The organism is Thalassospira lucentensis MCCC 1A00383 = DSM 14000, from assembly GCF_000421265.1.
Taxonomy (GTDB): domain Bacteria; phylum Pseudomonadota; class Alphaproteobacteria; order Rhodospirillales; family Thalassospiraceae; genus Thalassospira; species Thalassospira lucentensis.
In genome coordinates this window covers 319,931-346,531 of sequence record NZ_ATWN01000001.1, presented here as the reverse complement: position 1 = coordinate 346,531, position 26,601 = coordinate 319,931, and the positions used below count along the sequence as shown (strand labels likewise).

Here is a 26,601-nt window from a genome sequence, read left to right as displayed (position 1 = left end):
AAACTCACCATGAATTGAAGATTAATTGCCCAATTTTTAGGGTATCATGCACAAACAATAAAAAAGAAGGTGCAAAGCCTGACCCAAATAGCGCAATGCGCTAGGGGCACCGCCGGACATGCCAGCGGAAAGCCCAAGTGTCACCACATTCGTCGGGAGAGAACGCAATGCTTATTGGTGTTCCAAAGGAAATCAAAAACCATGAATACCGCGTGGGATTAACCCCGGTCTCGGTCCGGGAAATCACCACGCATGGACATAAGGTTATCGTTGAAACCGGTGCCGGTGACGGTATCGGGTGCAGCGACGCGGACTATATTGCCGCTGGTGCCGAAATCATCGGGACGGCATCAGAAATCTTTGCCACCGCCGAGATGGTCGTCAAAGTCAAAGAACCGCAAAAAATCGAATATGAACAGCTCCGCGATGGGCAGCTTTTGTTTACCTATCTGCATCTTGCACCGGACCCGGACCAAACCGCCGGATTGGTGAAATCGGGCGTCACCGCGATTGCCTATGAAACCGTGACTGACCGTAATGGCGGCCTCCCCCTTCTGGCCCCGATGTCCGAAGTGGCCGGACGCATGGCGCCACAGGTTGGGGCAGCCGCCCTGCAAAAAGCCAATGGTGGACGTGGCATGTTGCTGGGCGGTGTGCCCGGTGTCGCCCCGGCCAAGGTGGTTGTAATCGGTGGTGGTGTTGTCGGCACCAATGCCGCACGCATTGCGGCGGGCATGGGGGCGGATGTGACGATCCTTGATCGCAACATCAAACGCCTGACCTATCTTGATGATTTGTTTGGACCGCGCATCAAAACCCAATATGCCACGATCGATGATACCGAGGCGCTGGTTTATGAAGCCGACATGGTGGTTGGTGCCGTGCTGATCCCCGGTGCCGCCGCGCCGAAACTGATCCACCGTGATCAACTTTCAAAAATGAAACCGGGCTCGGTGATTGTTGACGTCGCCATTGATCAGGGCGGGTGCTTTGAAACATCCAAAGCCACCACCCATGCCGATCCAACCTATATCGTTGATGATGTTGTGCATTATTGCGTCGCCAATATGCCCGGTGCGGTGGCACGCACATCGACGTTCGCCCTAAACAACGCCACCCTGCCCTTTACGCTGGCCCTTGCCAACAAGGGATGGAAACAGGCCTGTCAGGATGATTCGCATTTGGCGGCTGGGCTGAATGTCCATGCCGGTCAGATAACCTATCAGGCGGTTGCCGATGCGCTGGGATACAAACACCTGCCATTGGAAAGCGCGCTTTCCTGATCACAAAGATCCATTAACCAACAAAGCGGGGCACCAATGGTGCCCCGCTTTGCTTTTACGTCCCGAAGAAGGGTCGAAACTTTATCTCAGATCAAAATTCGACCTGTGTGACGTCGCGTACGGCACCCTGATCAGCGCTGGTTGCCATGGCGGCATAGGCGCGAAGGGCGGTTGTAACTTTGCGTTTTCGCGGCTTGGCCGGACGCCATGCTTCGGGGCCTTTGGCCTCCATCGCCTTGCGACGGGCAGCCAGTTCCGCATCATCGACCGCGATTTTGATCGTGCGGTTGGGAATGTCGATTTCAATGGTATCGCCCGGCTCGACCAGTGCGATGTCCCCACCAGCGGCTGCTTCGGGGGAAACGTGACCAATCGACAGCCCCGACGTCCCGCCCGAAAAACGACCATCGGTAATCAGTGCGCACGCCTTGCCCAAGCCCATCGATTTAAGATAGCTGGTCGGATAGAGCATTTCCTGCATGCCCGGACCGCCTTTGGGGCCTTCGTAACGGATGACGACAACGTCGCCTTCCTTGACCTCACCACCAAGAACCTTGGCGACGGCTTCGTCCTGACTTTCGCAGATCACGGCCGGGCCGGTGAATTTCAGAATGCTTTCATCCACGCCACCAGTCTTAACGACGCAACCATTGACCGCCATATTGCCAAACAGAACGGCAAGCCCACCATCCTGACTGTAGGCGTGCTCAACGTCACGAATGCAACCTTCTTTTTCATCAAGGTCCAAGTCATCCCAATAACGTTCCTGACTGAACGCTGTCTGGGACGGCACGCCACCGGGCATCGCACGGAAGAACTTGTGAACGGCGTCATTCGTCGTGCGCTTGATGTCCCATTTTTCAAGGGCATCGGCCATGGTTTTGGCATGAACCGTCGAAACGTCGGTATGGAGCAAACCAGCGCGTTCAAGTTCACCTAAAATACGCATGATGCCACCGGCACGATGGACGTCTTCCATATGGAACATCGGGTGGTTCGGGGCAACTTTGGAAAGATACGGAATCTTGCGCGACAAACGATCCATGTCCGTCATGGTGAAATCAACTTCGGCTTCCTTGGCGATTGCCAGCAGATGAAGCACGGTGTTGGTCGAGCCCCCCATCGCAATATCAAGCGCCATGGCATTTTCGAACGCCTCAAACGTTGCGATTCCGCGCGGGGTCGCACCGATGTCTTCTTCTTCGTAATAACGACGTGCAAGCTTGACCGAGGTACGGGCCGCTTCAAGGAAAAGTTCCTTACGAGCCGCGTGTGTTGCCAGCACCGAGCCATTGCCAGGAAGCGCAAGGCCAAGGGCCTCAGCCAAACAGTTCATCGAGTTTGCGGTAAACATGCCCGAGCACGACCCGCAGGTCGGGCAGGCAGATCGCTCAACAACGCCAAGCTGTTCATCCGAAACATTCGGATCGGCGGCCTCAACCATGGCATCAACCAGATCAAGATGTCGTTCCTTGCCATCAATGGTGACCTTGCCGGCCTCCATCGGGCCACCCGATACAAACACGGCGGGAACGTTAAGACGCATTGCCGCCATCAACATGCCGGGCGTGATCTTGTCACAGTTGGAAATGCAAACCATGGCATCGGCGCAATGGGCATTGACCATATATTCAACGGAATCAGCAATGATTTCGCGTGATGGCAAGCTATAAAGCATGCCATCATGGCCCATCGCGATGCCATCATCAACGGCAATGGTATTGAATTCCTTGGCAACACCACCAGCGGCCTCAATCTCACGCGCGACCATCTGACCGAGGTCTTTGAGGTGCACGTGACCGGGCACAAACTGGGTGAAGCTATTGACGACCGCGATGATTGGCTTGTCGAAATCTTCGTCTTTCATACCAGTGGCGCGCCAAAGGCCGCGCGCACCAGCCATATTGCGGCCATGTGTTGTTGTACGGGACCGATATTCCGGCATGGAAGGAACCTCTCTTATTCGCGGATTGCGTTTTCGTGATATGGGTGCGTTCTAGCACAGTCTTCGCGCATTTTGACAGTTTTTTGCCCGAAAATTTCGCCATATTCCATCATATGGCACGATTGATACCCAAGTGCCAGACCACCAGCCATATCATTCATCAGAACCGGCGTGCATTTGATGTGCGAATACCTGAAGCGTAGCCACCGGCAAAACCTATCCTAAAGACCCTAAATACTATCCTATTAGATAGGCGACCTCTGCGCCATCACACCATATCTTAGTAGGTGATTATCGCCGCCAGGCGATTCTCCCACTCCCATTCTCGCCCCGGGCCGGTTCACGGTTCGGGGCTTTTTTTTGCCCTAAATCCAAGAACCTCGGTCGCACAGCTTAAAACTCAATACTTTAAAGGCGATCCCGAACCATTTAATGTTTATACCATTACGGAGCAGTAGTGCGTGAGCGCCTACTCTCTTCACATAGATTATTTTACGATCAAAGCAAGGCGGAGCAGCCCCCACCCATGTCCGACCAACTCAAGACACTGTTGCGACGCGGACTGAGTGCGCACGAAGGCAACCGCGCCGAAGAAGCAGAAGAAATCTATCGGCAGGTTCTTGATATCGCGCCGGGCAATCCAGAGGCCGAACACCTTCTGGCAACACTTCTGACAAGTGTCGGACGGTACGGCGAAGCACTTGATCTGTTTGAAAGCTGCCTTGCCCGGTTTGGTGCCAATCCGGCAGCGCGGTGCAATTATGCCATCGCGCTTGAAAGTGCCGGACAGCTTGAAAAGGCGATTGATCAGTTCAAACAGGCCATTAGCTATCACGGTGATTTCCCCACCGCCCTTTATCATCTGGCCCGTCTGGAATTACCGCGCGGCCATCTTGGCCAGTCAGTTGATCTTTTGGGGCGATTGCTGGGGCTTCAGCCAGATCATTTTGAAGGACTGCTTTTGTTTGGCGAGGCGCTACATGCGCTTGGTCAGGAGGAAGCGGCGTTAAAGTCGCTTGAACACGCCGCCGAGGCCGCAGGCATTACGCCGATCATGATTGCCCGTGTCGGGGCAATGTTATTGCGACTTGGCTATCCCAAACCGGCACAGGACCTGTATCAACGCGCCCTTAGCATTGATGCGAAGTTCGTTCCAGGTCTGCGTGGATTGGGGCAGGCACTTGCCCATCGGGGACAATATGCCAAGGCGATTGCCCTTCTTAGAACCGCACGGCAATTGACCAAGGATACCGTCGATATTGACCTTGTGCTGGCCGATATCATGCTGAAATGTGGTGATTTACCCAAAACCATCGCAATCCTTGAGGCGGTTCTTAAAAAGCATCCCGACAATGTTAATGCTGATAGCATTCTTTTGCGGTCACTGGCCAAACAGTCGACCACGGATGGTGTGACCTTAAGCAAGGCCGCGAAAAGCTGGGCCAAACATCACATGCCCATCGCAGCCCAACCCGAATTTACCAACAGCAAGCAAACCGATAAACGATTGCGCATCGGCTGGATTTCGCCGTTCTTTTGTGACCATCCGTCGTTCAAGCTTCTGGGCGCACTTGCACGGCATTTGAACCGTAACGACGTTGAACTGTTTTTATATTCGGCAACACCACGCCCCGATCAGGTAACCCATGCATGGCAGGTGATGGCCGATGGCTGGCGCGAGGTATATGGTCAGGACCCGATGCATATCGCCAACCGCATTCGTAAGGACAAGATCGATATCCTGATTGATCTGTGCGGCCCGCATCCGGCCCAACCGATTGAGGTTTTCGCGCTGCACAGTGCGCCGGTGCAGGCCAGCATGGCGGCAAACAGCACCGGCATGTCGCAGATTGATTATCTGATCGGGCACAAGGAATTATTCAGCGGTAAGCTTGCGGCCAACAAATTGCTTTCTGAGCAGCCACAAATCTTGTCATTCGGGCCGTACCTGCCCGGTGAGTTTGATGACACAATACCAGTGTCGCCCCTGCCCGCGGCGTTTGGCAATGTGATCCGATTTGGCTGTATTGACCGGCTTTCTCATATCAGTGACGAGACGCTGATGTGCTTTGCGCGGATTCTTAACAAGGTCAAAAACAGCCGCATTGTTGTACAGGACGAAGTTCTTGAAGATGCCTATGCGGCCAAGACGTTTCTGGATCGTGCACGACAGGCCGGGATTAAACGCGACAAGCTTGATCTTGCCGGGCGCATTGAACAGCAAGACCGCGCCACCCTTTATGCCCAGATTGACGTTGGATTGGCACCATTCCCGGCCATCTGCCTTGAAAACCATTTCGAGATGCTGTGGCACGGGGTTCCGTTTGTGTCATTGGCCGGTGAGTTGACCGGATCACGGATGGGTCTTGGCCTTTTGAGCGATATCGGGCTTGGTGCACTTTGTGCCCACACACAAAAGGGCTATGTCGATAAATGCATCATGCTGACAGCAGACCTTTCTGCACTTGGCAGCATTCGTGAAAACATGCGCGAGCGCCTGCAAAACAGCAAAGCCCTGCATGCACCCGCTGTTGCGCGCGAATTTGAAGATGCCTGCCGCGAGATGTGGCAGAACTGGTGCATCAAGCAACCGTAAGATCGACTTACTTAACGGCCAATGACGGATGTCAAAATATAGTCAACGGCAGCCGCCAGATCATCGACGATCAGATCGGCCTTGGTCGCATCGGGAAGTGCTGCTTCGTTCGCGCCGTGCCCGGTGCGCACCATAATGGTTCGCGTGCCCGCCGCATGTCCCGCACGCAGATCATTGATCCGGTCCCCGACCATGACGCTATCGGTCAGGGAAATTGCAAACTCCGCCGCGGCTGCCAAAAGCATGCCGGGTTTTGGTTTGCGATAGGGGCTTTCGCGGCGGTATTCGCCGTCACCATCCTTATGAAACGGGCAATAGTAAATGCCCTGCAAGGCGGCATGTTCGCGCGCAAGCATGGCAATCATTTCCTGATGGATATCGCAAAGCTGATCTTCGGTAAGGTAGCTGCGCGCAACACCCGACTGGTTTGTCACGACAATGACCGGAATACCGGCATCGTTTAAGCGCGCAATGGCACGCGCCGAACCGGGAATGAGTTTCAGGTCTTCAATCCGCGACAGATAATGAACTTCTTCGTTGATCACCCCGTCACGATCCAGAAACACCGCAGGAAGCAGATTGCGCTGGTCGCGAAAACGCGGAGCCGGATCAATGAAGTGACGTTTGACGGGTTCTGTTGACGTATCGTTCATGCGGGACCTGCTGATTATGCGCGTGTAACAACAATGCCGTATCCGCATGACCAAAGACAAGCGCGGCAACACGCAAACTGCGACTTTATGCACATACCGAAAAATTGGTATTACCATTATTTTCTTGCAGAATTACTGCGTCACATGACAATTTGGGCGCAAATCGCTTTCTTGGGGACCGTTTGATCAATGTTTGCCGATATTTTTGCCATTTTGGCACCTGTTTTCATCACCACCGGGCTTGGCTATTTCTGGGCCCGTGCCGGCAAGCATTTTGACACCAATCTGGTCACATCGATTGTCACATACTTTGCGACACCTTGTCTGACGTTCGCCGCCCTTGCGACGGTGGAGCTTGGTGGTGATACCCTGATCTCGATGGGGACCGCCGCACTTGCTGCCAACGTCATTTTCGCCCTGATCGGCTGGCCGATCCTTAAGGTGTTTAAACTTTCCCCGCGCACTTATTTGCAATCGCTTACCTGGCCAAATGTTGGCAACGTCGGCTTGCCGCTTTGCATGCTGGCATATGGCCCCGAAGGACTGGCATTATCGGTTGCGTTTTTTGCCACCTACGTCGTGATCCAGTTAACGATCGGGGTGGCATTTGTATCGGGCAGTTTTTCGCTTCGGTCTTTGGCCAAAATGCCGATTATCCCCGCGACCCTGATTGCGACGGGCTTTCTTGCCACCGACACCACCGTTCCCGACTGGCTTTACAATACCACCAACCTGATTGGTCAGCTGACCATTCCGTTGATGCTGTTTACCCTTGGCGTGTCGCTTGCGAAACTGCGCCCGGTCAGTCTGGCGCGTAGCACGGCATTGAGTGCTTTGCGTCTTGGTATGGGGTTCGGGGTTGGTCTTGGATTGTCAGAAGTGATGGGCCTGACCGGGGTCGAACGCGGCGTTGTGATCTTGCAATGTTCAATGCCGGTTGCAGTATTTTGCTATCTGTTTGCCCAGCTGTATAACCGCGATCCTGAAGAAGTCGCAGGTGTTGTCATCAGCTCAAGCTTCCTTGCGGCCATCGCCCTGCCCGCCTTGCTTTGGTATGTGCTTTAAGGGATCTATTGCAGTGTCAGGCGATAATCGCCCGTGATGCCCTTGTCTTCTTGCTGCGCATAGAATCCGATTGCGCAATCGTAGCGACCTTTTTTAAGGTCGGGGTCGTCGTGCTCGACAGCCAGATTGTGGATATGGGCACGACAGGCTTCAAGATCGGCAAATTGCGCATCTGAAACCAGGACATTGTTTGGCTTTGATGTATCGGGCACGTAAACAGCCGTCACCTTTTCCCACGGTGCGGCATCATCGGTCCAGATCATGTCGGCAATGTAGCGTTCCGGGCTGCCATAAGTTGCCGCGGCCAAGATCGCGATCCCGCCAGCAAGGACAGCACGGCGGATCATTGTTTTATTCATAGTTATCCTTATAGACCATAGCAGCCGATAATCCGGCGACATTCCAACCTAATACAGCGAAGTCACTTTTGCGAAATTCTGCACCGGATTCAAGGTGATATTCGTCAAGTTGCGGTGGCGATTGTGTGGTTTCGCATAGCATCGCATGAATCTGCCCACGATGATGGGTTTGATGAACAAACAGATGTGACAAAACCGCTGAAATGCTTTCACTGACCATCACATCGTCGGGTCTAACGAGGGTTACGTCGCGCACCACATCCTTGTCATCGAGTTTTTCACAAAAGGCCATCAGCCTGACATCGGCATTGCGCTGAGCCGTGCCAAACGTCTCGATGGTGATAAACGGCATCTGGTTGACAAAACAATCCTGCCCGCGCCCACCTTTGATCAGGGCATCCAGATAATACCAATCGACAATCAGGCTGTGATTAAGGGTTTGCAAGATTGATGGCATGAGAGACGCACGGCGCGCACGAAGTTCTGTGGTGGTGAGTTCTTGACACGCCCCCAACAGGCGATGATTAGACCAGGCGTTGTTGCAGGCCTGATGGAAAAACGACGTTCCCGGCATACCACGACATCCTGGATTGGCGCGTCCTGCCGCGTTTTTATCCGGTGACAGGGTGCGCGTGGTTTAGCGGACCGTTTCCTTTGCCGTAATTCGGGGCGGTGCGGATGGCTTCGCGAACATAGGCCCGTGCACGCGCCACCGCGTCACTCAGTCCCATGTCCTGTGCCAGCCCGGTTGCAATCGAACTTGCAAGCGAGCAGCCCGTACCATGATTATTTTCAGACGGGATGCGATCACCTTCGAACCCTTCGATGTCCCCGTCGCGACGCCAAAGAATATCAACAATCTTATCGCCCTCGGCGTGACCACCTTTGATCAACACCGCCTCTGCGCCCAACTCTCCGATTTTGTGCGCCGCAGCAATCATATCACCTTCGCTGGAAATTTTCATCCCCGATAGCACTTCTGCTTCGGGAATATTCGGGGTAAGGACGGTCGCAAGCGGGACCATATGGGTTATCAAGGCGTCAACCGCGTCTTCTTCGAGCAATCTCGCGCCGCTTTGAGATATCATCACAGGATCAATGACAATCGGAATATCAATGCATTTTGACTTGATAAATTCCGCCACCGCTTCGATCACAGGCACACTATGAAGCATACCTGTCTTAACCGCGTCTGCACCAATATCATCAATTGTTACGGTTGCCTGATGAACAATCATCTCAGGCGAAATTCCCAACACATCAAAGACACCGGTCGTGTTTTGAATTGTCAGGGCCGTGATCGCGGTCGCGGCATAGCCACCAAGGGCTGTCACCGATTTAATATCAGCCTGAATGCCAGCCCCGCCGGAGCAGTCCGATCCGGCTATAATCAAGACACGACCCTTCATAATCATCCTCCCCAACGCAATACAGCCAAAGTTAAGTATCTTGCAGAATTCGCTGTTGATCAGCCCGCAACAGCGGTGATTTCAGCCACGATACCATCGACAATCTGTTCGACTTTTACCGCATCATCGCCCTCGGCCATGACACGGATCAGCGGTTCTGTCCCAGATTTACGGATCAAGACCCGTCCATCACCTTTAAAGGCCTTCTCCGCCGAGGAAATAGCGTCAATCACGCGGCTTTGCGACAATGGATCTGCCCCGGCGGTATAGCGCACGTTTTTAAGAATTTGCGGCAATGGTTCGAACACGCGGCTCATTTCAGACACCGGTCCGCTCCGCGATGCCAGAACGGCCAAGACCTGCAGCCCGGCCAGAAGACCATCACCGGTTGAGGCAAAATCAGACAACACAATATGGCCCGACTGTTCACCGCCGACATTGCAATCAAGCGCACGCATCTGCTCAACCACATAGCGGTCACCGACCTTGGTGCGGATCAGACGCAAGCCATTTTTTTCAAGATAGCGTTCAAGACCAAGATTGGACATCACGGTCGCCACCAGCGCATTGCCGCGCAGCTGACCGGTGCGTTTCCAGTGCGTGGTCACAAGCCCCATCAACTGATCACCGTCAATCAGATGGCCTTTTTCATCGCACATCTGAATACGATCCGCATCCCCGTCAAGGGCAATCCCGACGTCGGCCTTTTCAGACAGGACCCGATCACACATGGTTTTGGTGTGGGTCGAACCACATTGGTCATTGATGTTCAGACCGTTGGGTTTCGTACCGATTTCAATCACTTCGGCACCAAGTTCGCGCAGCACCTTTGGCGCGACGGAATAAGCCGCACCATTGGCGCAATCAAGAACGATACGAAGACCTTCAAGCGTGACACTGCCCGGAAGCGAAGATTTCACAGCTTCGATATAGCGCCCGGGGGCATCGTCAATACGCTGCGCACGGCCAAGCGCATTTGCCGGAACGAGCTTATGCGACAGATCACTGTCCATCAGCGCTTCGATTTCAAGCTCCACCTCGTCAGACAGTTTGAAACCATCCGGGCCAAATAGCTTAATGCCATTATCCTGAAACGGATTGTGGGATGCTGAAATCATCACACCGATATCTGCACGCATCGATTTGGTCAGCATGGCAACAGCGGGGGTCGGCATTGGCCCGACCAACATCACGTCCATGCCCATGGACGTAAAGCCCGCCACCAACGCTGGTTCAAGCATGTAGCCAGACAGACGCGTGTCCTTGCCGATCACAACTTTGTGGCGATGATCACCACGGGTGAAGTAGTTGCCCGCGGCCATACCGACCTTTAGTGCAACTTCGGCGGTCATGGGTGCGGTGTTGGCGGTTCCGCGAATGCCGTCGGTGCCAAAATATTTGCGGCTCATGCTTGTGTTCTCTGTCTGTGTGCCGGTTTTTAACGCCCGGTCCATAAATCCTGACTGCCGGTTATATCAAAGTGACGTTTCAATGCTACCGGCAAGTGACACATTTTAACGCCTCGTTGGCGACCATTCGGTTAACACGCGCCCATCAGACTATTCTGATAAAACCGATGACCTGACCAAAAAAAACCGCTATCAAAAATAGACTTGTTTAATTGTCTGAAATTGGGGGCGCTTTGCGCGATTTTCGCCAGATGTTGACTTGGCGCGACGTCATAAGTGTCCTGACGATTGCCCTTATCGCATCCATCACATGGTTTTCGCCGCCTGCATCGGCACGGACCGACATGGCACACCTTGTATTGCCGGCAAATGGCGCGACAACAAGTATCGATCTAAACCGGTTTATGGAGCGCCTGACATCTGATCGCAACGTCACCGATCCTGCCCAACTGATTGATATTCCGTCTTCTGAATTTGAACCCGTTGCCAGCACCGCAGGGCCCGGTTACACCCCACGCGTTATTTGGTATCGGCTGGCCTTTTCGCTTACCGCGCCGCAAGGCAATGACATTTCGCGGGCCTTCATCGAATTGGGCGAGCCCTATCTCAACGAGATCCGTCTGACCGTGATTGACGATGAGACGCGCAATGTCATCTGGAAAAATGTTGTTGGTGACCGGATCCCCAACACGAAAGACAGTTTGATCAGCCTCCGGCATTTATCAGAATGGCCGGATTTACCATCAGGACACTATTGGTTGATGATCGGTGTGCGCACCAACAGCGCCCATGTTTTCCATGCCAAACTATACCCCGAGGCGGAGCTTGTTTCCGACACCGAGGAACATAACCTTGTTGAAAGCAGTTTTCTGGGTGTCCTGTTGATCGGGTTTGGTGTCTACCTGACCTTTGGCATCATATCACGCGACAAATCGGTGCTGTGGTACAGCGGATATGTTTTATCTGTCTTTCTGTTCAACCTTGGTACGTCAGGATATGCCCAGCTTCTGCTAAAGGGGATTTGGCCACTTGCCAGCGACCTTATTACCGGAACAGGAACCGCGTTTGCCTTGGGCGCCAGTGTCGCGATGTGGACCCATATCGTCAGACTTGATCACTATAACCCGGTTCTGTTTCGGGTGATGATGGCCTTTTCCATATTGGCGATGATCGGTTCGGTCACTGCGATATCGGATGCCTATATCTATTTCACGCAGATATTCTTTGTTCCCAATGTGATTTTGCTGTTCACGCTTTTGATGTATCTGATTTACGTCAGCTATCGTGAAAGGCGTCTGGCATCAAACAGCTTCTTTTTGATCGCACTTGTTTTGCCAACCCTTGCGGCCAACATCCATGTTTTGACACTGCTGGGTATCCTGCCGATCACGGCCTTCACAACCAAGGTGTACCCGCTTAGCTCGTCGATACATCTTGTGATGGTTGCAATTGCGATGGCCTATCGCACCCAGAGACTGACCTACAGTTGGACTGATGCGCATCAAACCAATGCGCGGGCCGATCAGCTTGCTGGCGAACAGCGGACTTTCATAACCATGCTGTCGTACGAATTTCGAACACCACTTGCGATCATTCAGCGATCAGCAGAAATTCTCGGCCTGCATCTGCGCAATGAGCCTGCCCCTGTTCACAGCCGTCTTGCCACCATTCGTGGGAATGCCGGTCAGCTTTCGGGATTGGTCGATGCCTTTTTGACCAAGGAGACGCTCGACAGTGCGAATTTCACAACATCCTTGCAGCCGACCAACATTGATCAGTTGCTACGTGATTTGATCAATCGACGGAACCGTGAAATCCCGGACCAGAAAGTCAGCTTGAAAAATATCGATTTTGCCATTGTCGATATTGACCGCATTCTGTTTGAACGCGCGATCATCAACTTGATCGACAATGCCCGTAAATACGCCCCCGACGCTCCAGTCTGGGTCGCATGCAATCGGTCGTCGAACGGATTTGTCTATATCCGTGTTATCGATGCCGGACCGGGCATTCCCATTGACGATCTGACGAATGTATCCAACGCGTTTTACCGTGGACGCGACGCAGGCGTCACACAAGGTGTCGGTCTGGGCCTGCATATCACCAACCGCATTGTGCAATCCCATAACGGATCAATGTCGATCAGTGTCGGCGAGACATCCGGCACAACGGTAATGATCAAAATTCCCCATAACCGGGAAGAAACGATCAAAGCGTCCCGTCAAAACTTCTTTGGTTTGGCCGACCCCCATGTATCGCGAAAAAAGCCCCGAACACAAGATGACGATGGTGCGCCGTCATGACCTCCTTTGCATCATTCCGCCGTCATATGTGGACCGTCTTAACCGCACGTCAAAACGTGGGCCGAACGCCCGTGGCCACCTTGATACGCACCAAGTTACCGCGCATTTTGTTCATCTTGTTCGTCGCCCTGATCGTCGCAACGATTGGTGGGCACAATGGTGCGCGGGCACATGGGACTACGCCATCAACCACCGGGCACACCGATAAAATTGTTTTAAACGGTGATCTTCCCGGCAAGCTTGATCTGACACCCTATCTTTCATGGTATGTCGACCAAAGCCAGCAGATGTCACTTGATGATGTTCGCCAACTGCCGTTTGACGACTTTCAGCAAAGCGCATCAATCCCATCGTTTGGGTATACGTCAGATATCATCTGGTACAGGATCGATTTCGGCGTCGATCAGATGCTGACCGCCCCCCCATACATTGAGGCCAATCCAAGCTATCTTAACCATATAGATCTGTATCTTTTTGAGGATGTCACAACGGCCAAGCTTTCCGATGCCATTTGGCAGGAAAGCTTGGGCGACCGCGTTCCTGCGCGCAAGCGTCCCTTTACCAGCGGCACGCATGTCGCATCCTGGCCGAAACTTGATGCGGGTGCCTATCACCTGTTTATCCGGGTACAAAGTAACAGTACGAACTTGCTAACTGTCACCCTTTGGCAGGCCCAAGACCTTATTTCATCAATGACGCTTCGCAATCTGGCAACAAACATCTTCTTTGGGGTGTTTCTCACCCTTGGCATTACATATTTCAGCCTTGGGCTTATCGCCCGCGATGCGGTTGTTGTCAGCTATGGCATCGGGATTGCGTGTGCTGGCATGCTCATTTCACTTGTAAATGGTGTCGGATTAAGTCAGCTGCGCTCGGAAATCCCGTGGATGAATGATTTTCTCATTGGGACCACCAACATCGTTTCACAGGCTGCCGTTGTCTTTTTATGGATACATATTCTTGAATTTCGCCAACGCACACCAATTTTGTTTTGGCTCGGATGTGCCTACTGCATCGTCATTTTAAGTTTTCTCATTGGTACGACCAATGAACTCTATACCGTGTTTGGCACCTATATCGTTCCGTCTGTCGCACTTTTCATGGCCTGCGCCTGTTTGGTTCTTGTCAAAAGGCTTGCCGCAGATATCAGAAACAAGACGCTTTGGGCGTATTTGATAGCCCTTGCCTTGCCTTGCGGCCCTGTCATCATGTTGCAATTGGCCCATGCGGGACTTATCGAGGTCACCCCGATACGCATCGGCCTCCATCAATTCACCTTCATTTTCCACATCATCGCGATGGGCATATTGATGGCCATACGTCTGACCCAAATGGACAGGGAACAGGTCTTCGCATCGACCAGAGCCGAAGAAACAACATCGCTTGTCGGTGAACAGCGCAAGTTGATTTCAATGCTGTCGCATGAATTCCGAACCCCGCTTGCGGTTATTCAACGTTCGTCAGAAATGCTGATGCTCCGTTTACGAGATCACAGCGATGATATTCAGAACCGGCTAAAACGCATTGAGCTTCAGGCCCGAAAACTTGCCCGTCTGGTTGATATTTTCCTAAGCAAGGATGGTATTGACGACAAGGAGTTCTCGTTGGCGCGCGAACTTGTCGGGCTGGATCATTTCATGAATGATTTCGTCGCCAATACGACACGCGATGATGCCGAAATTCTGGTGACCTGTACGGGAACCAACGGTGTTGAAGCCTATATCGATGAAACACTGATCGGTCTGGCGATGACCAACCTGGTCGAAACGTCACGGCGTTTTGCCCATGGACAAGCAATCCATATTACCGCGCGCGCACAAAGTAACTGGCTGGCGGAAATATCAATACCCTGTCAGGGCGAAGGACTTGATAGCGATGAAATCCGCTTGATTGGAAATGCGCTGTTTCGCCGCGAGATGGAAACAAAGGCTCTGCGCAGTGCGCTTGGCCTGCATATTTCACAACGCATTGTTGACGCGCACGGCGGCTCGATCAAATTACGTGATCTGGGGCCGATGGGAATTGCGCTGTGTGTGCTGCTACCGTGTGAAACTTCCAATCAGGACAGCGCTGCACCACTTGCGTGATAGCGCACCAAACGTCAAAGGTTTTCTGTTTCACCGGAAACGGCGCCAAGCGATGTGAAGGCATAGCCACGACCATATGCTGTGCGTACCGGAAGCTCTTCACCAATTTCCTTGAGAACCTTCTGGCGCACACGTCGGATTGCCGTATCAAGGTTGCGGCAGTTTTCAGCCGTATCGGCCTTACCCAAGGCGATAACGATTTCCGGCCGGGTCAACCATGCCCCGTTCGCGTCAATCAATAACTTGATGATTGTCCGTTCGGTTGCGGTCAAGGATGCCGACTTTCCAAGCGGGTTAACCAATGTCCAATTGAGCAGATCAAGAACCCAGCCCGCTTCCATACCAGCGGCATCAGCCCCCTCATCAGCGTCACTGTCTGCACGCGAGGAACGGCGCAATAACGGCTGCAAAGCGGCTTCGATTACCGACAAAGGGCTATCTTTGGTCAGATAAACGTCTGCACCTGACTTGTAGCCTGTCAGATGATGATCCATGCCTGACAGGGACGTCAGCATCATGATGCCACAATCAATGTTCTGGCGGACGTATTTGGCAAGATCATAGCCATCAGCATCGGGCAGCATAATATCAAGGATGACCGCATCCGGCTGTTTGGTTTTAAGCGCGCGAAAAAAGCTCGCACCAGTTTCGCAACCAATCACGGCAAAGCCACACATCTCAAGATACTCGCACAGATCCTTATTAAGATCGGTGTTGTCTTCGACGACAAACACACATTGCGTCGTCAGACTTCGACTTGATGCCATACTTTTGTTTCCGACCTCGGTCAGGTCAACAATTCCGTTCATATACAGACCTTTGCAGCTGCTCGTTTATTCAACCAATAAGCGTGACTTTGCGCCACTTTGTTTATTTCACTCTTTGGTATGTGGTGCGGCTTGCAAATGCGCAAGCCTCAACCGCAAAAGGTCAGAAAATGCCAGATTCCAAATATAAAAAAAGCAAGACCCAACCAAAAGGATATACATCCCCAAAATGTTGAATGGTCTTGCTTTTAATCAATCGGGCGAAAATGACAACCTATACAGGAAGCGAAGGCCCGCTGAGCTTCCTATACAAGAGATGTCGAACTTGCGACCGAGATGGCCTGAACAGTTTCCTGAACATCGTGAACGCGCATTATCTGCGCCCCGTGCCGCCATCCATTGACGGCAGATGCAATTGATCCACCGAGCCTTTGTTTTGGATCTGCTTTGGGGTCAATTTTCCCGATAAACGACTTGCGCGACGTTCCAAGCAAAATCGGGCATCCCAAACCGTGGAAAATCGCCAGCCGTGACAGTAACTCAAGGTTATGTGACAGTGTCTTGCCAAATCCGATACCCGGATCAATACAAATCTTGTCGCGCGATATCCCGGCCCGTTCGCAACTTTCGATGCGATCGAGCAGATAGTCGTACACATCAAGAACGGCACAATCATATTGCGGATCGACCTGCATGGTGCCGGGTTCGCCCTGCATATGCATCAGCATTATAGGTGCCCCCAAACGTGCGGCCACCTCGAGCGACCGTTCATCGCCTTCGAGCCCGGTGACGTCATTGATGATGGCAGCACCGGCCGCCATGGCGGCTTCCATCACATTGGCGTGGCGTGTATCGATTGAAACCACATGGCCCTTCTCGGCCAAAGCACGGATCACGGGCACGACACGGTCGATTTCCTCAACCTCGGTAACGTCATCCGCCCCCGGACGGGTGGATTCCCCGCCGATATCAAGGATTGATGCGCCAAAGTCGGCCAGTTCCCGACCCCGGGCAGTCGCCTGCTCGGTCGTGTTGTAATCCCCGCCATCGGAAAAGCTGTCAGGTGTCACATTGACAATGCCCATGACGTGGCATGATGCCATATCAAGTCCGGCAAAATCGGCGCGCTTGGTCATCAAACGATCAAGCACATTGTTAATTTCATCAACACGCCCGCTATTTTGAACCCAGCCTTCAAGGGCAAGGAGCGGCAGGATCATGCTTTCGGCACCGCCATCTTCACGGCGACGAATAATTTCAAGGGCCGAAAAGCCGCGGCGCGATCCGGCCAGCGGGAGTGTATTGGGATCATCGGCATGGTCGATGAAACCGGTAGGTGCGTAGTATAGCGGTCCGTCAAAATCAGCGAAGCCCCGCACATCGGCGGGGCTTCGCAGGACCGATCGGGTGATCTTGTCCATCAGTCTCTTTCTGTTAGCTGCCCGGCTGCGGCTCAGGGGACATATCCCCGCCACCTTCATCCGGGCTGTCTTTACGTGCAGCGCCCGAGCTTGGCACGGTGGAGCGACGTCCACCAGAATCCTTGCCGTTACTGCCACTTGAATGGCCAGAACGGTTGATTTCCTCGCCACGCAGAAGAGCGTCGATTTCTTTGCCCGACAGGGTTTCGTATTCCAAAAGCCCTTTGGCAAGAATGTGCAAATCATCAAGATATTCGGTCAGAACCCGCTTGGCGAATTCATAGGCCTCATCAGAATAACGACGGACTTCGTCATCAATCAGCTGAGCGGTTTTTTCCGAAACATTCTTGTGCTGTGCAACACTATGGCCAAGGAACACTTCTTCCTGGTTGTCGGCATATTTGACGTTACCAAGAACATCCGAGAAGCCCCATTCGGTCACCATCTTGCGCGCATATTGCGTCACCATATTGATGTCCGAAGACGCACCGGTTGTGACCTTGTCCTTGCCAAAGATAAGTTCCTCGGCAACACGGCCCCCCATGGCAACAGCCAGATCAGAAATCAGCTGTTCATAGGATTTCGAAACCTGATCACGTTCTGGCAAACGCATCACCATCCCCAACGCACGACCGCGCGGAATGATGGTTGCCTTATGGATCGGATCGGATGCCGGGGTATGGAGTGCGACAAGTGCGTGACCACCTTCGTGATAGGCTGTCAGCTTTTTCTCGTCATCCGTCATGATCATGGAACGGCGTTCCGCCCCCATCATGACTTTATCCTTGGCATTTTCAAAGTCGGCCATGGTGACTACGCGCTTGCCAAGACGGGCGGCAAGAAGGGCAGCCTCATTGACAAGGTTTGCAAGATCAGCACCCGAGAAGCCCGGAGTGCCACGTGCAACCGTGCGCAGATCGACATCTGGCCCCAATGGAACTTTACGCGCGTGCACACCAAGAATGCGTTCACGGCCTTCAAGATCGGGGTTCGGCACAACAACCTGACGGTCAAAACGGCCCGGACGCAACAATGCCGGATCGAGAACATCCGGACGGTTGGTTGCGGCAACAAGGATCACACCTTCGTTGGCCTCAAAACCATCCATCTCGACCAGAAGCTGGTTGAGCGTCTGTTCACGTTCATCGTTACCGCCACCAAGACCGGCACCACGATGACGACCGACAGCATCGATCTCATCGATAAAGATGATGCAGGGAGCATTCTTTTTGCCCTGTTCGAACATGTCGCGCACACGAGATGCACCAACACCAACAAACATTTCGACAAAGTCCGAACCCGAAATGGTGAAGAACGGTACGTTTGCTTCGCCCGCAATCGCACGTGCCAGAAGCGTTTTACCCGTGCCCGGAGGACCGACCAGCAACATGCCTTTGGGGATTTTACCGCCAAGACGCTGGAACTTCTGCGGATCGCGCAGGAAGTCGACAACTTCTTCAAGTTCGTTTTTGGCTTCTTCGATGCCTGCGACGTCTTCAAAGGTAACCCGACCGGATTTTTCGGTCAGCATTTTCGCCTTTGACTTGCCAAAGCCCATGGCTTTGCCGCCACCGCCCTGCATCTGACGCATGAAGAAAATCCAGACCCCGATGATCAGCAGCATCGGTAACCAGCTGATCAGCGCACTCATCAGCGGCGACAGGCTTTCTTCCGGTTTTGCGATAATCCGAACGCCCTTTTCGTTGAGTCTTTCAACAAGGTTCGGGTAATCGGGGGTGTAAACATTAACAGAGCGACCATCGCGCGTTTGCGCACTCAGGGTATTGCCCTGAATTGTGACTTCTGAAATCTGGCCGGTATCAACTTCTGCCAGGAAGTCCGAAAACGCCATCGACGATTGACCGGACTGTCCAGAAGGCGACTGAAACAGGTTAAACAAGGCCACCAAAAGGATGGCAATGATAACCCACAGTGCGAGATTTTTTCCCATATTCATTCCAAGCTACTGGTCGCAAAATATTTTTACCGTCGCGCACAATACTCCTGCGCAAGGCATGGCTAACAAATAGTCAAAAGCCTCGGCTACGCAAGTAGGCTGACGGGTTTCGGTAACGATTTGAACCCACTTTCCCACAAAGGGGTGCGTGGTGCAAACCGCCATCGTCCATCAATTGCATTTCCCCCCCTACTCTGGGACGTCACACAACCGGCGGCGGATAATACGTCGGAAAGTGTCAAAACCTCAAGCCCGCCAACGGATCGCAAGCCTTCTTTATCGTAGAGAGCAGGCATGGATGCAAGGGCTGCGCGGGGTAAATCAGCAATAAATCCGACTATTTCCCCAAATGCGGCCCGAAATGCCTTCGTGTGAAACACATCACAAAGCACAAGCGGGCCAATCCATATCCCTGCCACCGGGGGCAAAACAGGCGATAAAGCGGCCCATTCAAAGCGATTATCCCACCGCACACATCCACCGGAACGCAAAACGTTGGGGTCAATGACCATCGGAGTTTTATCCATACGGCCAACTTCGCGGAAGATATAAATCCGATCTGATTTGCGATGAATGACACATCCGCCCAAACTGCTGCGGTGTGACGCATCTTTATATGCGGCGTCGAGCAGGTTGGCTAAGGCATCAAAAGACGGCATATACGACGCCCCACCGATGGTTCGAATGATCTGGCCAAGGCCATAGCAGCGGACATCGCGGTCCTGACAGCGGTATATTTCCGCCGTATCAACAACCGCAACCCCAACCGGCAGGATCATTACAGACCGTGCCAGAACATTGGCAATCGTTTCTTCGAGCACAAGACGGGTCTGCACCGCATCAGATGGGATGTTTTTCTGATCCGCGGCAACCGTGATCTTTGTATCTTTACGAATCCGCACGCGTTCGAATTTCGGGTTCTGGTTGGACGGATCTTCGACCCAGTCCTGCCCGCGTGCCTTCAGCGTCGCAATCAAATCGTTTTTTGCCACGGACAAAAACGGACGCAGCAGCCGCACGGATTTTAGGAAACGACGCGAAGACATGCCCGCACGTCCCATCGGTTTCGTCCCGTGGGAATCGCGCATGGCAATGGTTTCGATTTGATCATCGAGATGGTGGGCGACCAAAAGATGAAGAATGTCACGTATGGCACAGGCCTGATCAAGCAAATCATAGCGGGCAATACGTGCGCGTTCTTGCACCGCGCCGCGTGGCTTATCGCCAAGCCACGGCAGAACAATGTGGTCAATCCCGTGTGTGCGCAATGCCTGCCCGACCCATATGGCTTCATGCGCAGAATCTGACCGCAGGCCGTGATCCACTGTCATTGCGACAATTTTCCCGCCCCGCGTTTGCGCCCATTCATGCGCCAACAGTGCCAAGGCCATGCTGTCAGCCCCGCCAGACACCGCAACCGCCAAAACAGGGGCGGTTTCAAATGGCGCGAAACCATCTATCAGATGCGCAAAAGCAACGGCGTCCAATGGTGTACCATCGGACGCCGCGCGATCATCTGTCGTTGGCTTATCGGGATTGCTCATAATGCCGCATTCTTGGGGGTTGAACCTTATGAACACCCACGACTTTTGCGTTCCTGACGCGCACGATCAAGGACAACCGCCGATGCATTCGGGAAGTTATCGATCAGGTGCCCAAAGGTCGTGCAGGCATCTTCATTCTTGCCAAGATTGGCCAGCGACATGCCGAGCTTGAGAAGGTTATCAGGGGCCTTCGTGCTGTCGGGATAGGTTTGGAAACCTTCGGTAAAGGCGATGGCAGCATTTTCAAATTCGCCGCGCACATAATAGGTTTCACCTAACCAATATTGCGCATTACCGGCCAGCGGATCGTTGGGATGATCTTTAACAAAGGTCGAAAGCGCGCTTTCGGCTTCGGAAAACTCCTGACGGCGCAGCAAGCCAAAGGCATTGCGATATTGTTCTTCTGGCGTCACGCCAACAGCCGCACTTTGCGTCGCGGTCGCAGCCCCCCCGGCAGATGCACCCGCGGCAGCACCAGATGGAACTTGTGGTGGCTGACCCTCGTTTTCGATTACACCAAACAGTTTGGTACCACGATCATTAAGAGGTTCGCCAGAACCGGCCGAACCGTTACCAGCGGCGCCACCTGTGGATTCTGCGGTCTGGCCCGCAGCACTATCCGCAAGCGGTTCTGCCGATGCGCCGTTGCCATTATTGGCAAGTGGCGCACCAGAACCGGCACCCGAACCGTTTTCAAGCTGTGTCAGGCGAAAATCGATGTCGGAGACCAGCCGTTCAAGGCGGTCTTCCATTTTGCGGATTCGAAAATCAAACTGTTCGATCTGTCCGGTCAACTGGGTTGCAGAGCGTTGCAGATCATTGATCTGTACTTGCTGACGGGCAGCCGCCGGGGTCGATGGATCCCCACCGGTTACCGCCGAGGCGGCATCACCTGCGGGCGGGCCTTCGCGGTAAACATAACGCTGCAGCAAATCGAGATCCTTGCGCAGCTGTTCGACCTGCCGGCCAACGTTTGCATCCTGAGCAAAGGCCGAAACCGATCCGAGGGACGTCATCCCCACCAGAGCGCCAATCGTCAAAGCGACCAACAAGCCAGGACCTTTGCGAACAGATTCAGCCACTTTTCCACGGCCGGTTGGGCGGGAAACGGCTTCAGCACAATTTGCCGACTCCACGATTTCCTGTGTTTCAGTGGTTGAGCGAACTCGGATCATCATCAGAGCCTGGTGCATTTAATCTGCTCCATTTTGTTTGTTTTTTGGCGTGTCGTTTGGCAAAGCACTGCGTGCAGGATGATGCGGCGCATCGGCGAAACAATATAACGCAGCGAAACGCCGCGAAAAGCAAACCCTTCGGATCGGGATGTCTCTCTGCATTGGTATGTCACCCCTTGTAACCATAGTCACGCTGCGCTTCTACGGACCTTATCCTTGCAGTGTCGCAGGATGCGTCTGGCAAAAAGAGACACATTAAATGCAACAACCTCTCGGTCCTTTGTCGTCAATGCAATATTACCAAATGCCGATTTGAACAGGGCACGACTACATTTTCAAACATTTTCAGGCGGCAAAAATAAGGCGCCTGCCCCAAATGGGACAGGCGCCTTGATATTCAGTCAGGCTTTAGCCCACACGCGCTTAACGGATAACCGATACAGAGCGGCGGTTTTTGGCCCAGCTTTCTTCGTCATGGCCAAGAGCAACAGGGCGCTCTTTGCCATAGGAAATGGTTTCAACGCGCGACGGGTCAATGCCCAGAGCGATCAGATAATCTTTGACCGAGCTTGCGCGACGTTCGCCGAGTGCAAGGTTGTATTCACGGGTGCCGCGTTCGTCGGCATGACCTTCAACAACAACTTTGTACTGCGGGTATTTTTTCAACCAAGCAGCCTGCAGTTCGAGGGTGCGACGTGCTTCACCGGCCAGGTCGTATTTGTCCAGGCCAAAGAATACGCGGTCACCAACGTTAACAGCAAACCACTCAGGGCTGCTTTCGGAAAGCGAGGTGCTGGTAGACGGCTGGTTTACAGTCGATACACCTTCGCCACCAGTGGTAGCTGAGCTATCAGGAGCAGTTTCACATGCAGCCAGAAGGGCGGCAGCAGCAAAGACGCTGAGAATACGAAGTTTCATTCTAAAATTTCCCCTTAACACCGGACGCATTCGCCCGAGTTGGTGTTTTCCATGTCTCGCGACACCGAAAATGCCCGCGATTTAAGCGAATCGCATTCAGTGCTTCACGATGACTATACTCTTGAGATATCAGGGAATCAAGGGCGACCATGCAGGATCCGACCCATCCGCAGGTGTAACGATCTCTCGCTCGTTATAACCTGTCAGATCAATCGAATACAAACGAAAGCGATCCTTGGTTCCGTCCTTGGACGGATGCTGGCGATGATACATCAACACCCGGCCGTTCGGCGCCCATGTTGGGCCCTCTACGAGGAACCCTTCGGCCAGCAGTCTTTCTCCACTACCGTCTGGCCGCATTACGCCGATATAGAACCTTCCTCCTTGCGATTTCGTGAATGCAATCAGGTCTCCGCGTGGCGACCAGACCGGGGTGGAATAAAGTCCACCACCGAAACTGATGCGCTGTACGCCGCTACCGTCAGCATTCATCACATAGATTTGTTGTGCGCCGCTGCGATCGGAGTTGAACGCAATGCGCGACCCATCTGGCGAGTAGGATGGCGACGTATCCACGGCAGGATGTCGCGTAAGCTGACGTTTTTCACGGGTGCGAAGGTCAAGTTCATAAACTTCGCTGTTACCGTCTAACGCCTGCGACATCACAACCGAGTTGCCGTCTGGTGCGAATCGGGGCGCGAAAGTCATCCCCGGAAAATCGCCCAGTAATTCCAACTCGCCGGTATCAATATCCAAAACATACACGCGTGGCTTGTCGTTAAAGTACGACATATAGACCACTTCCTGTGCTGTCGGCGAGAACCGCGGGTTCAGCACAAGGAACCGACCATCGGACAGGAACCGGTGGTTTGCACCATCTTGATCCATGATTGCCAACCGCTTATTGCGGTTGTCAGCCGGACCTGTTTCCGAAACATAAACAATACGGGTATCGAAATAACCGCTTTCGCCTGTGATCCGCTTATAGATTTCATCAGCGATCTTATGGGCAATGCGGCGCCAGTTATTGGGTTGTGTGCGATACGCAACACCCGCCATCTGGTTTTCAGCCAACACGTCCCACAGGCGGAATTCAACACGTAGAAGACCGTTTGCTTCGGTGACCACCCGTCCGTTCACCAAGGCCTGCGCATTGATCGCGCGCCATTCGGCAAAGTTCGGGTTCACCGCAAGCGACGCGGCACTTTGGATAAACGCCTTTTCATTGATCGGCGAAAACAGTCCCGAACGTTCCAGATCAGCACTGATGACCTGCGTCATGTTCTGACCGATTTCCGTTTCGGCAACCCCGTCGCCCGGGAACCGGGCAACAGCAATCGGCATCGGTTTAAGCTCACCTCTGGTGATATCAATCCGAAGTTCTGCCTGTGCCGGCGCAATGAAACCAAAATTCAGGCCAGCGACGACAGCAAGCGCGCACAGCCCTGCCAGGCCGCGGCTCACCATATGTTGTGTTCGTACGTTGGTCTTGATCGTCATCCTGCCTCGCTATTTTCCACGCGTGTTCAAGAACTTATAACTCAAAGGCCCAGCATTTCACGCATGTCAAAATTGAACGTGAATGTGCGCCACATTTCGTATTTATCCAGCGGCAGTTTCAGAGGGCTGCATTGCGGATTTAGCACAGCTCGAAGTGCACTTTCCGCAATTGTTCGACGTGATGCATCACCCTGAATATCGTTCAGGTTGCTGATTCGCGCCTGTCGAACAGTCCCGTCCGGGTTTGCGCTGACATGGATTTCCACCGCAAACGCGCCTGCTTCCTTCGCCCCAGCCGGTGGGCTCCAGCATTTTTCAATCTGACGTTTGACCGCATCAAGTTCGCTCATGGTCAGATTCGCATCAAGCCGGGTTGCCACCACTTCGCTCGCATTTTCCTCCGGGGTTTCCTCGGGCTGCGGCTCTGTTGGGCTGGCTTCTGATGTTTCCTTAAGCTTGCGAACGTCCTTTAGGATATTGTCCAGAAGGCGCTTTTTGGGCTCTTCCTTTTTCGGTTCGGTCTTTTTGACCGGTTCAGGTTTAGGTGGCGTCGGTTTGCTTTGCGGCGTTACTTCGGCCAACTCCTTAACGGGTTGAGGTTCCGGTGTCGGTTCCGGCTGTTTTTTTACCTCGGGCGTCGGAACCGGCTCGGGCTTGGGAACCGGTTTCGGTTCTGGTTTCGGTTCTGGTTTCGGCTCGGGTTTGGGCTCAGGCTTCGGTTCCGGTTTTGGCTCTGGTTTCGGTTCCGGCTTCGGTTCTGGTTTCGCCACCGGTTTTGGCTCTGGCTTGGGTTCTGGCTTTGCCACCGGTTTAGGTTTTGGCTTTTCTTTCGGCTCGGGCTTTGGCAAGGCCTTGGTCGGGGCGGCGGAAAATTCATCCACCGTTACAACTTCGACCGAGATCGATTGCAAATCCATTGGCGTTTCTTCGAACAGGTCCGGCAAACCGAACCATGCGATCAAAAACAGCACAAAATGCAAACCAAACGATATGAGAGCGTAGCGCAGCATGTCTGGTTACGAACCCTTTTTGGGCAATTCAGCGATCAGGGCGACCTTGGTAAAGCCGGCATCCTTGATCAGTCCCATCACTTCCATCACACGGCCGTAATCAATGGCCTTGTCACCGCGCACGAAAATGCGGGTTTCCTGTTTGTTGTCAGTGATGGCATCAAGTTTTTCGGTCAGGGTTTCCTGTGCGATTTCACTGTCCATAATATAGATGGTGCCTTCGCGCGAAACCGATACCACAAGCGGCTCATCCTGCCCGGTCATCGGGGCCGCACTGGTTTCAGGCAGGTCGACGTCGACACCAACCGTCATCAGCGGTGCCGCGACCATAAAGATCACCAGCAGAACCAGCATCACGTCCACCATCGGCGTGACGTTGATATCGCTCATGGCAGCACGGCGGTTGTTACGACGCCCGCGACGTCCGCTGCCACCTGATCGGGATGAAAGCTGTGCGCCCATGATCAGTCTCTCGCGTCGTCAAGTTGGCGCGACAGGATCGAAGTAAACTCATCAACGAATGCTTCGAGACGGTTGTTATACCGGTTCAGGTCGCTGGAAATCTTGTTGTAGGCCACCACCGCAGGGATAGCAGCAACAAGGCCCATTGCGGTTGCCAGAAGCGCTTCGGCAATCCCCGGCGCAACCACCGCAAGCGATGTATTTTTCGACGCGGCAATCGCCTGGAACGATACCATGATGCCCCAAACGGTTCCGAACAGACCGACAAACGGTGCGGTTGAGCCGACCGATGCCAGGAACGTCATATAACGTTCCACCCGGTCCATTTCACGACCAAGCGTCGTTTCCATGGTTCTTTCAAGGCGCTGCTGCAAACGTGCGCGCATTGTATCGCCCTTGATCCCACGGGCATTCGACCGGCGCCATTCGCGCATGGCCGAGACAAAAATCGCTGACATCGGATCGCGCGGCTTATCGGCAATCCGGTCATACAGATCTTCGAGCGAACCGCCCGACCAAAAGGCTTCTTCAAAAGTACCAGCCTGCGCGCGCAACTTGCGAAGGCGCAGCATTTTTTCAATAACGATAGCCCATACCCAGACCGAAGCCATTAACAGTCCGATCATCACGACTTTGACGACCAGCCCAGCCTGCATGAAAAGCCCCCACAGAGACATGTCATGCGACATGACCGACTGCCCCAGCGTTACCGCGTCGACCACTTGATTTTCCATATTC

21 protein-coding genes are annotated in these 26,601 nt (G+C 53.4%); 5 read left to right on the top strand and 16 right to left on the bottom strand.

Annotation, left to right across the window (positions count from 1 at the left end; genetic code table 11):
• The first annotated feature begins 167 nt into the window (after positions 1-167).
• The gene (gene ald, locus K355_RS0101610) at positions 168-1,283 is read left to right on the top strand and encodes an alanine dehydrogenase (RefSeq protein WP_022730368.1); all 1,116 of its coding nucleotides are present in this window, start codon (positions 168-170) and stop codon (positions 1,281-1,283) included.
• A 91-nt stretch (positions 1,284-1,374) separates the two neighbouring features.
• On the opposite strand, the gene ilvD is transcribed toward ald, so the two are convergent.
• Entirely contained in the window at positions 1,375-3,228 is a 1,854-nt protein-coding gene (gene ilvD / locus K355_RS0101605; protein WP_022730367.1) for a dihydroxy-acid dehydratase, read from the bottom strand.
• Between the two features lie 526 nt (positions 3,229-3,754).
• Here ilvD and K355_RS0101595 point away from each other — a divergent pair.
• Positions 3,755-5,824 (top strand): tetratricopeptide repeat protein, encoded by a 2,070-nt coding sequence (locus tag K355_RS0101595; protein WP_022730365.1) that lies wholly within the window; start codon positions 3,755-3,757, stop codon positions 5,822-5,824.
• Between the two features lie 11 nt (positions 5,825-5,835).
• Here the strand turns inward: K355_RS0101595 and K355_RS0101590 are convergent, their stop codons facing one another.
• Positions 5,836-6,477 carry a D-glycero-alpha-D-manno-heptose-1,7-bisphosphate 7-phosphatase gene (locus K355_RS0101590; protein WP_022730364.1) on the bottom strand — a complete coding sequence of 214 codons (642 nt, stop codon included), beginning with the start codon at positions 6,475-6,477 and terminating at the stop codon, positions 5,836-5,838.
• 189 nt (positions 6,478-6,666) lie between these two features.
• On the opposite strand from K355_RS0101590, the gene K355_RS0101585 reads away from it, so the two are divergent.
• Positions 6,667-7,542, top strand: coding sequence for an AEC family transporter (locus K355_RS0101585; protein WP_022730363.1), 876 nt, complete (start codon positions 6,667-6,669; stop codon positions 7,540-7,542).
• A gap of 5 nt (positions 7,543-7,547) precedes the next feature.
• On the opposite strand, the gene K355_RS0101580 is transcribed toward K355_RS0101585, so the two are convergent.
• Genes K355_RS0101580 through glmM form a run of 4 tightly spaced genes read right to left on the bottom strand, consistent with a single transcriptional unit; the run spans position 7,548 to position 10,719 of the window.
• The gene (locus tag K355_RS0101580; protein WP_022730362.1) at positions 7,548-7,901 is read right to left on the bottom strand and encodes a hypothetical protein; all 354 of its coding nucleotides are present in this window, start codon (positions 7,899-7,901) and stop codon (positions 7,548-7,550) included.
• Positions 7,894-8,475, bottom strand: coding sequence for a DinB family protein (locus tag K355_RS22880; RefSeq protein WP_022730361.1), 582 nt, complete (start codon positions 8,473-8,475; stop codon positions 7,894-7,896). The genes K355_RS0101580 and K355_RS22880 overlap by 8 nt, the downstream gene beginning before the upstream one ends.
• A gap of 37 nt (positions 8,476-8,512) precedes the next feature.
• Positions 8,513-9,310, bottom strand: a complete 798-nt coding sequence (thiD, locus tag K355_RS0101570) for a bifunctional hydroxymethylpyrimidine kinase/phosphomethylpyrimidine kinase (protein ID WP_022730360.1) — start codon at positions 9,308-9,310, stop codon at positions 8,513-8,515.
• A gap of 59 nt (positions 9,311-9,369) precedes the next feature.
• Positions 9,370-10,719: a phosphoglucosamine mutase gene (gene glmM / locus K355_RS0101565; RefSeq protein WP_022730359.1), complete on the bottom strand. Its 1,350-nt coding sequence runs from the start codon at positions 10,717-10,719 to the stop codon at positions 9,370-9,372.
• 212 nt (positions 10,720-10,931) lie between these two features.
• Between glmM and K355_RS0101560 the strand changes: the two genes are divergently transcribed.
• The gene (locus K355_RS0101560) at positions 10,932-13,022 is read left to right on the top strand and encodes a sensor histidine kinase (RefSeq protein ID WP_033368363.1); all 2,091 of its coding nucleotides are present in this window, start codon (positions 10,932-10,934) and stop codon (positions 13,020-13,022) included.
• Positions 13,023-13,093: 71 nt separating this feature from the next.
• Positions 13,094-15,109 carry a sensor histidine kinase gene (locus tag K355_RS0101555; protein WP_162142271.1) on the top strand — a complete coding sequence of 672 codons (2,016 nt, stop codon included), beginning with the start codon at positions 13,094-13,096 and terminating at the stop codon, positions 15,107-15,109.
• Positions 15,110-15,123: 14 nt separating this feature from the next.
• On the opposite strand, the gene K355_RS0101550 is transcribed toward K355_RS0101555, so the two are convergent.
• The 10 genes from K355_RS0101550 to tolQ all read right to left on the bottom strand — a co-directional run bounded on the left by K355_RS0101550 (position 15,124) and on the right by tolQ (position 26,597).
• Positions 15,124-15,876: a response regulator transcription factor gene (locus K355_RS0101550; protein WP_245562883.1), complete on the bottom strand. Its 753-nt coding sequence runs from the start codon at positions 15,874-15,876 to the stop codon at positions 15,124-15,126.
• A 305-nt stretch (positions 15,877-16,181) separates the two neighbouring features.
• On the bottom strand, positions 16,182-17,297 hold the full coding sequence (gene folP, locus K355_RS0101545; RefSeq protein WP_022730355.1) for a dihydropteroate synthase: 1,116 nt from the start codon (positions 17,295-17,297) through the stop codon (positions 16,182-16,184).
• 13 nt (positions 17,298-17,310) lie between these two features.
• Positions 17,311-19,254: an ATP-dependent zinc metalloprotease FtsH gene (ftsH, locus tag K355_RS0101540; RefSeq protein ID WP_022730354.1), complete on the bottom strand. Its 1,944-nt coding sequence runs from the start codon at positions 19,252-19,254 to the stop codon at positions 17,311-17,313.
• Positions 19,255-19,340: 86 nt separating this feature from the next.
• Positions 19,341-20,798: a tRNA lysidine(34) synthetase TilS gene (gene tilS, locus K355_RS22875; protein ID WP_022730353.1), complete on the bottom strand. Its 1,458-nt coding sequence runs from the start codon at positions 20,796-20,798 to the stop codon at positions 19,341-19,343.
• A gap of 26 nt (positions 20,799-20,824) precedes the next feature.
• A complete protein-coding gene (gene ybgF, locus K355_RS0101530; protein ID WP_022730352.1) occupies positions 20,825-21,991 on the bottom strand; it encodes a tol-pal system protein YbgF in 1,167 nt (388 codons plus the stop codon).
• 405 nt (positions 21,992-22,396) lie between these two features.
• Positions 22,397-22,891 (bottom strand): peptidoglycan-associated lipoprotein Pal, encoded by a 495-nt coding sequence (gene pal / locus K355_RS0101525; protein WP_022730351.1) that lies wholly within the window; start codon positions 22,889-22,891, stop codon positions 22,397-22,399.
• A gap of 129 nt (positions 22,892-23,020) precedes the next feature.
• Entirely contained in the window at positions 23,021-24,358 is a 1,338-nt protein-coding gene (gene tolB, locus K355_RS0101520; protein ID WP_028791204.1) for a Tol-Pal system beta propeller repeat protein TolB, read from the bottom strand.
• 74 nt (positions 24,359-24,432) lie between these two features.
• Positions 24,433-25,401 (bottom strand): energy transducer TonB, encoded by a 969-nt coding sequence (locus K355_RS0101515; protein ID WP_022730349.1) that lies wholly within the window; start codon positions 25,399-25,401, stop codon positions 24,433-24,435.
• Positions 25,402-25,407: 6 nt separating this feature from the next.
• Positions 25,408-25,863 carry a protein TolR gene (tolR, locus tag K355_RS0101510; RefSeq protein WP_022730348.1) on the bottom strand — a complete coding sequence of 152 codons (456 nt, stop codon included), beginning with the start codon at positions 25,861-25,863 and terminating at the stop codon, positions 25,408-25,410.
• 2 nt (positions 25,864-25,865) lie between these two features.
• Positions 25,866-26,597 carry a protein TolQ gene (tolQ, locus tag K355_RS0101505; RefSeq protein ID WP_022730347.1) on the bottom strand — a complete coding sequence of 244 codons (732 nt, stop codon included), beginning with the start codon at positions 26,595-26,597 and terminating at the stop codon, positions 25,866-25,868.
• Positions 26,598-26,601 lie beyond the last annotated feature (4 nt).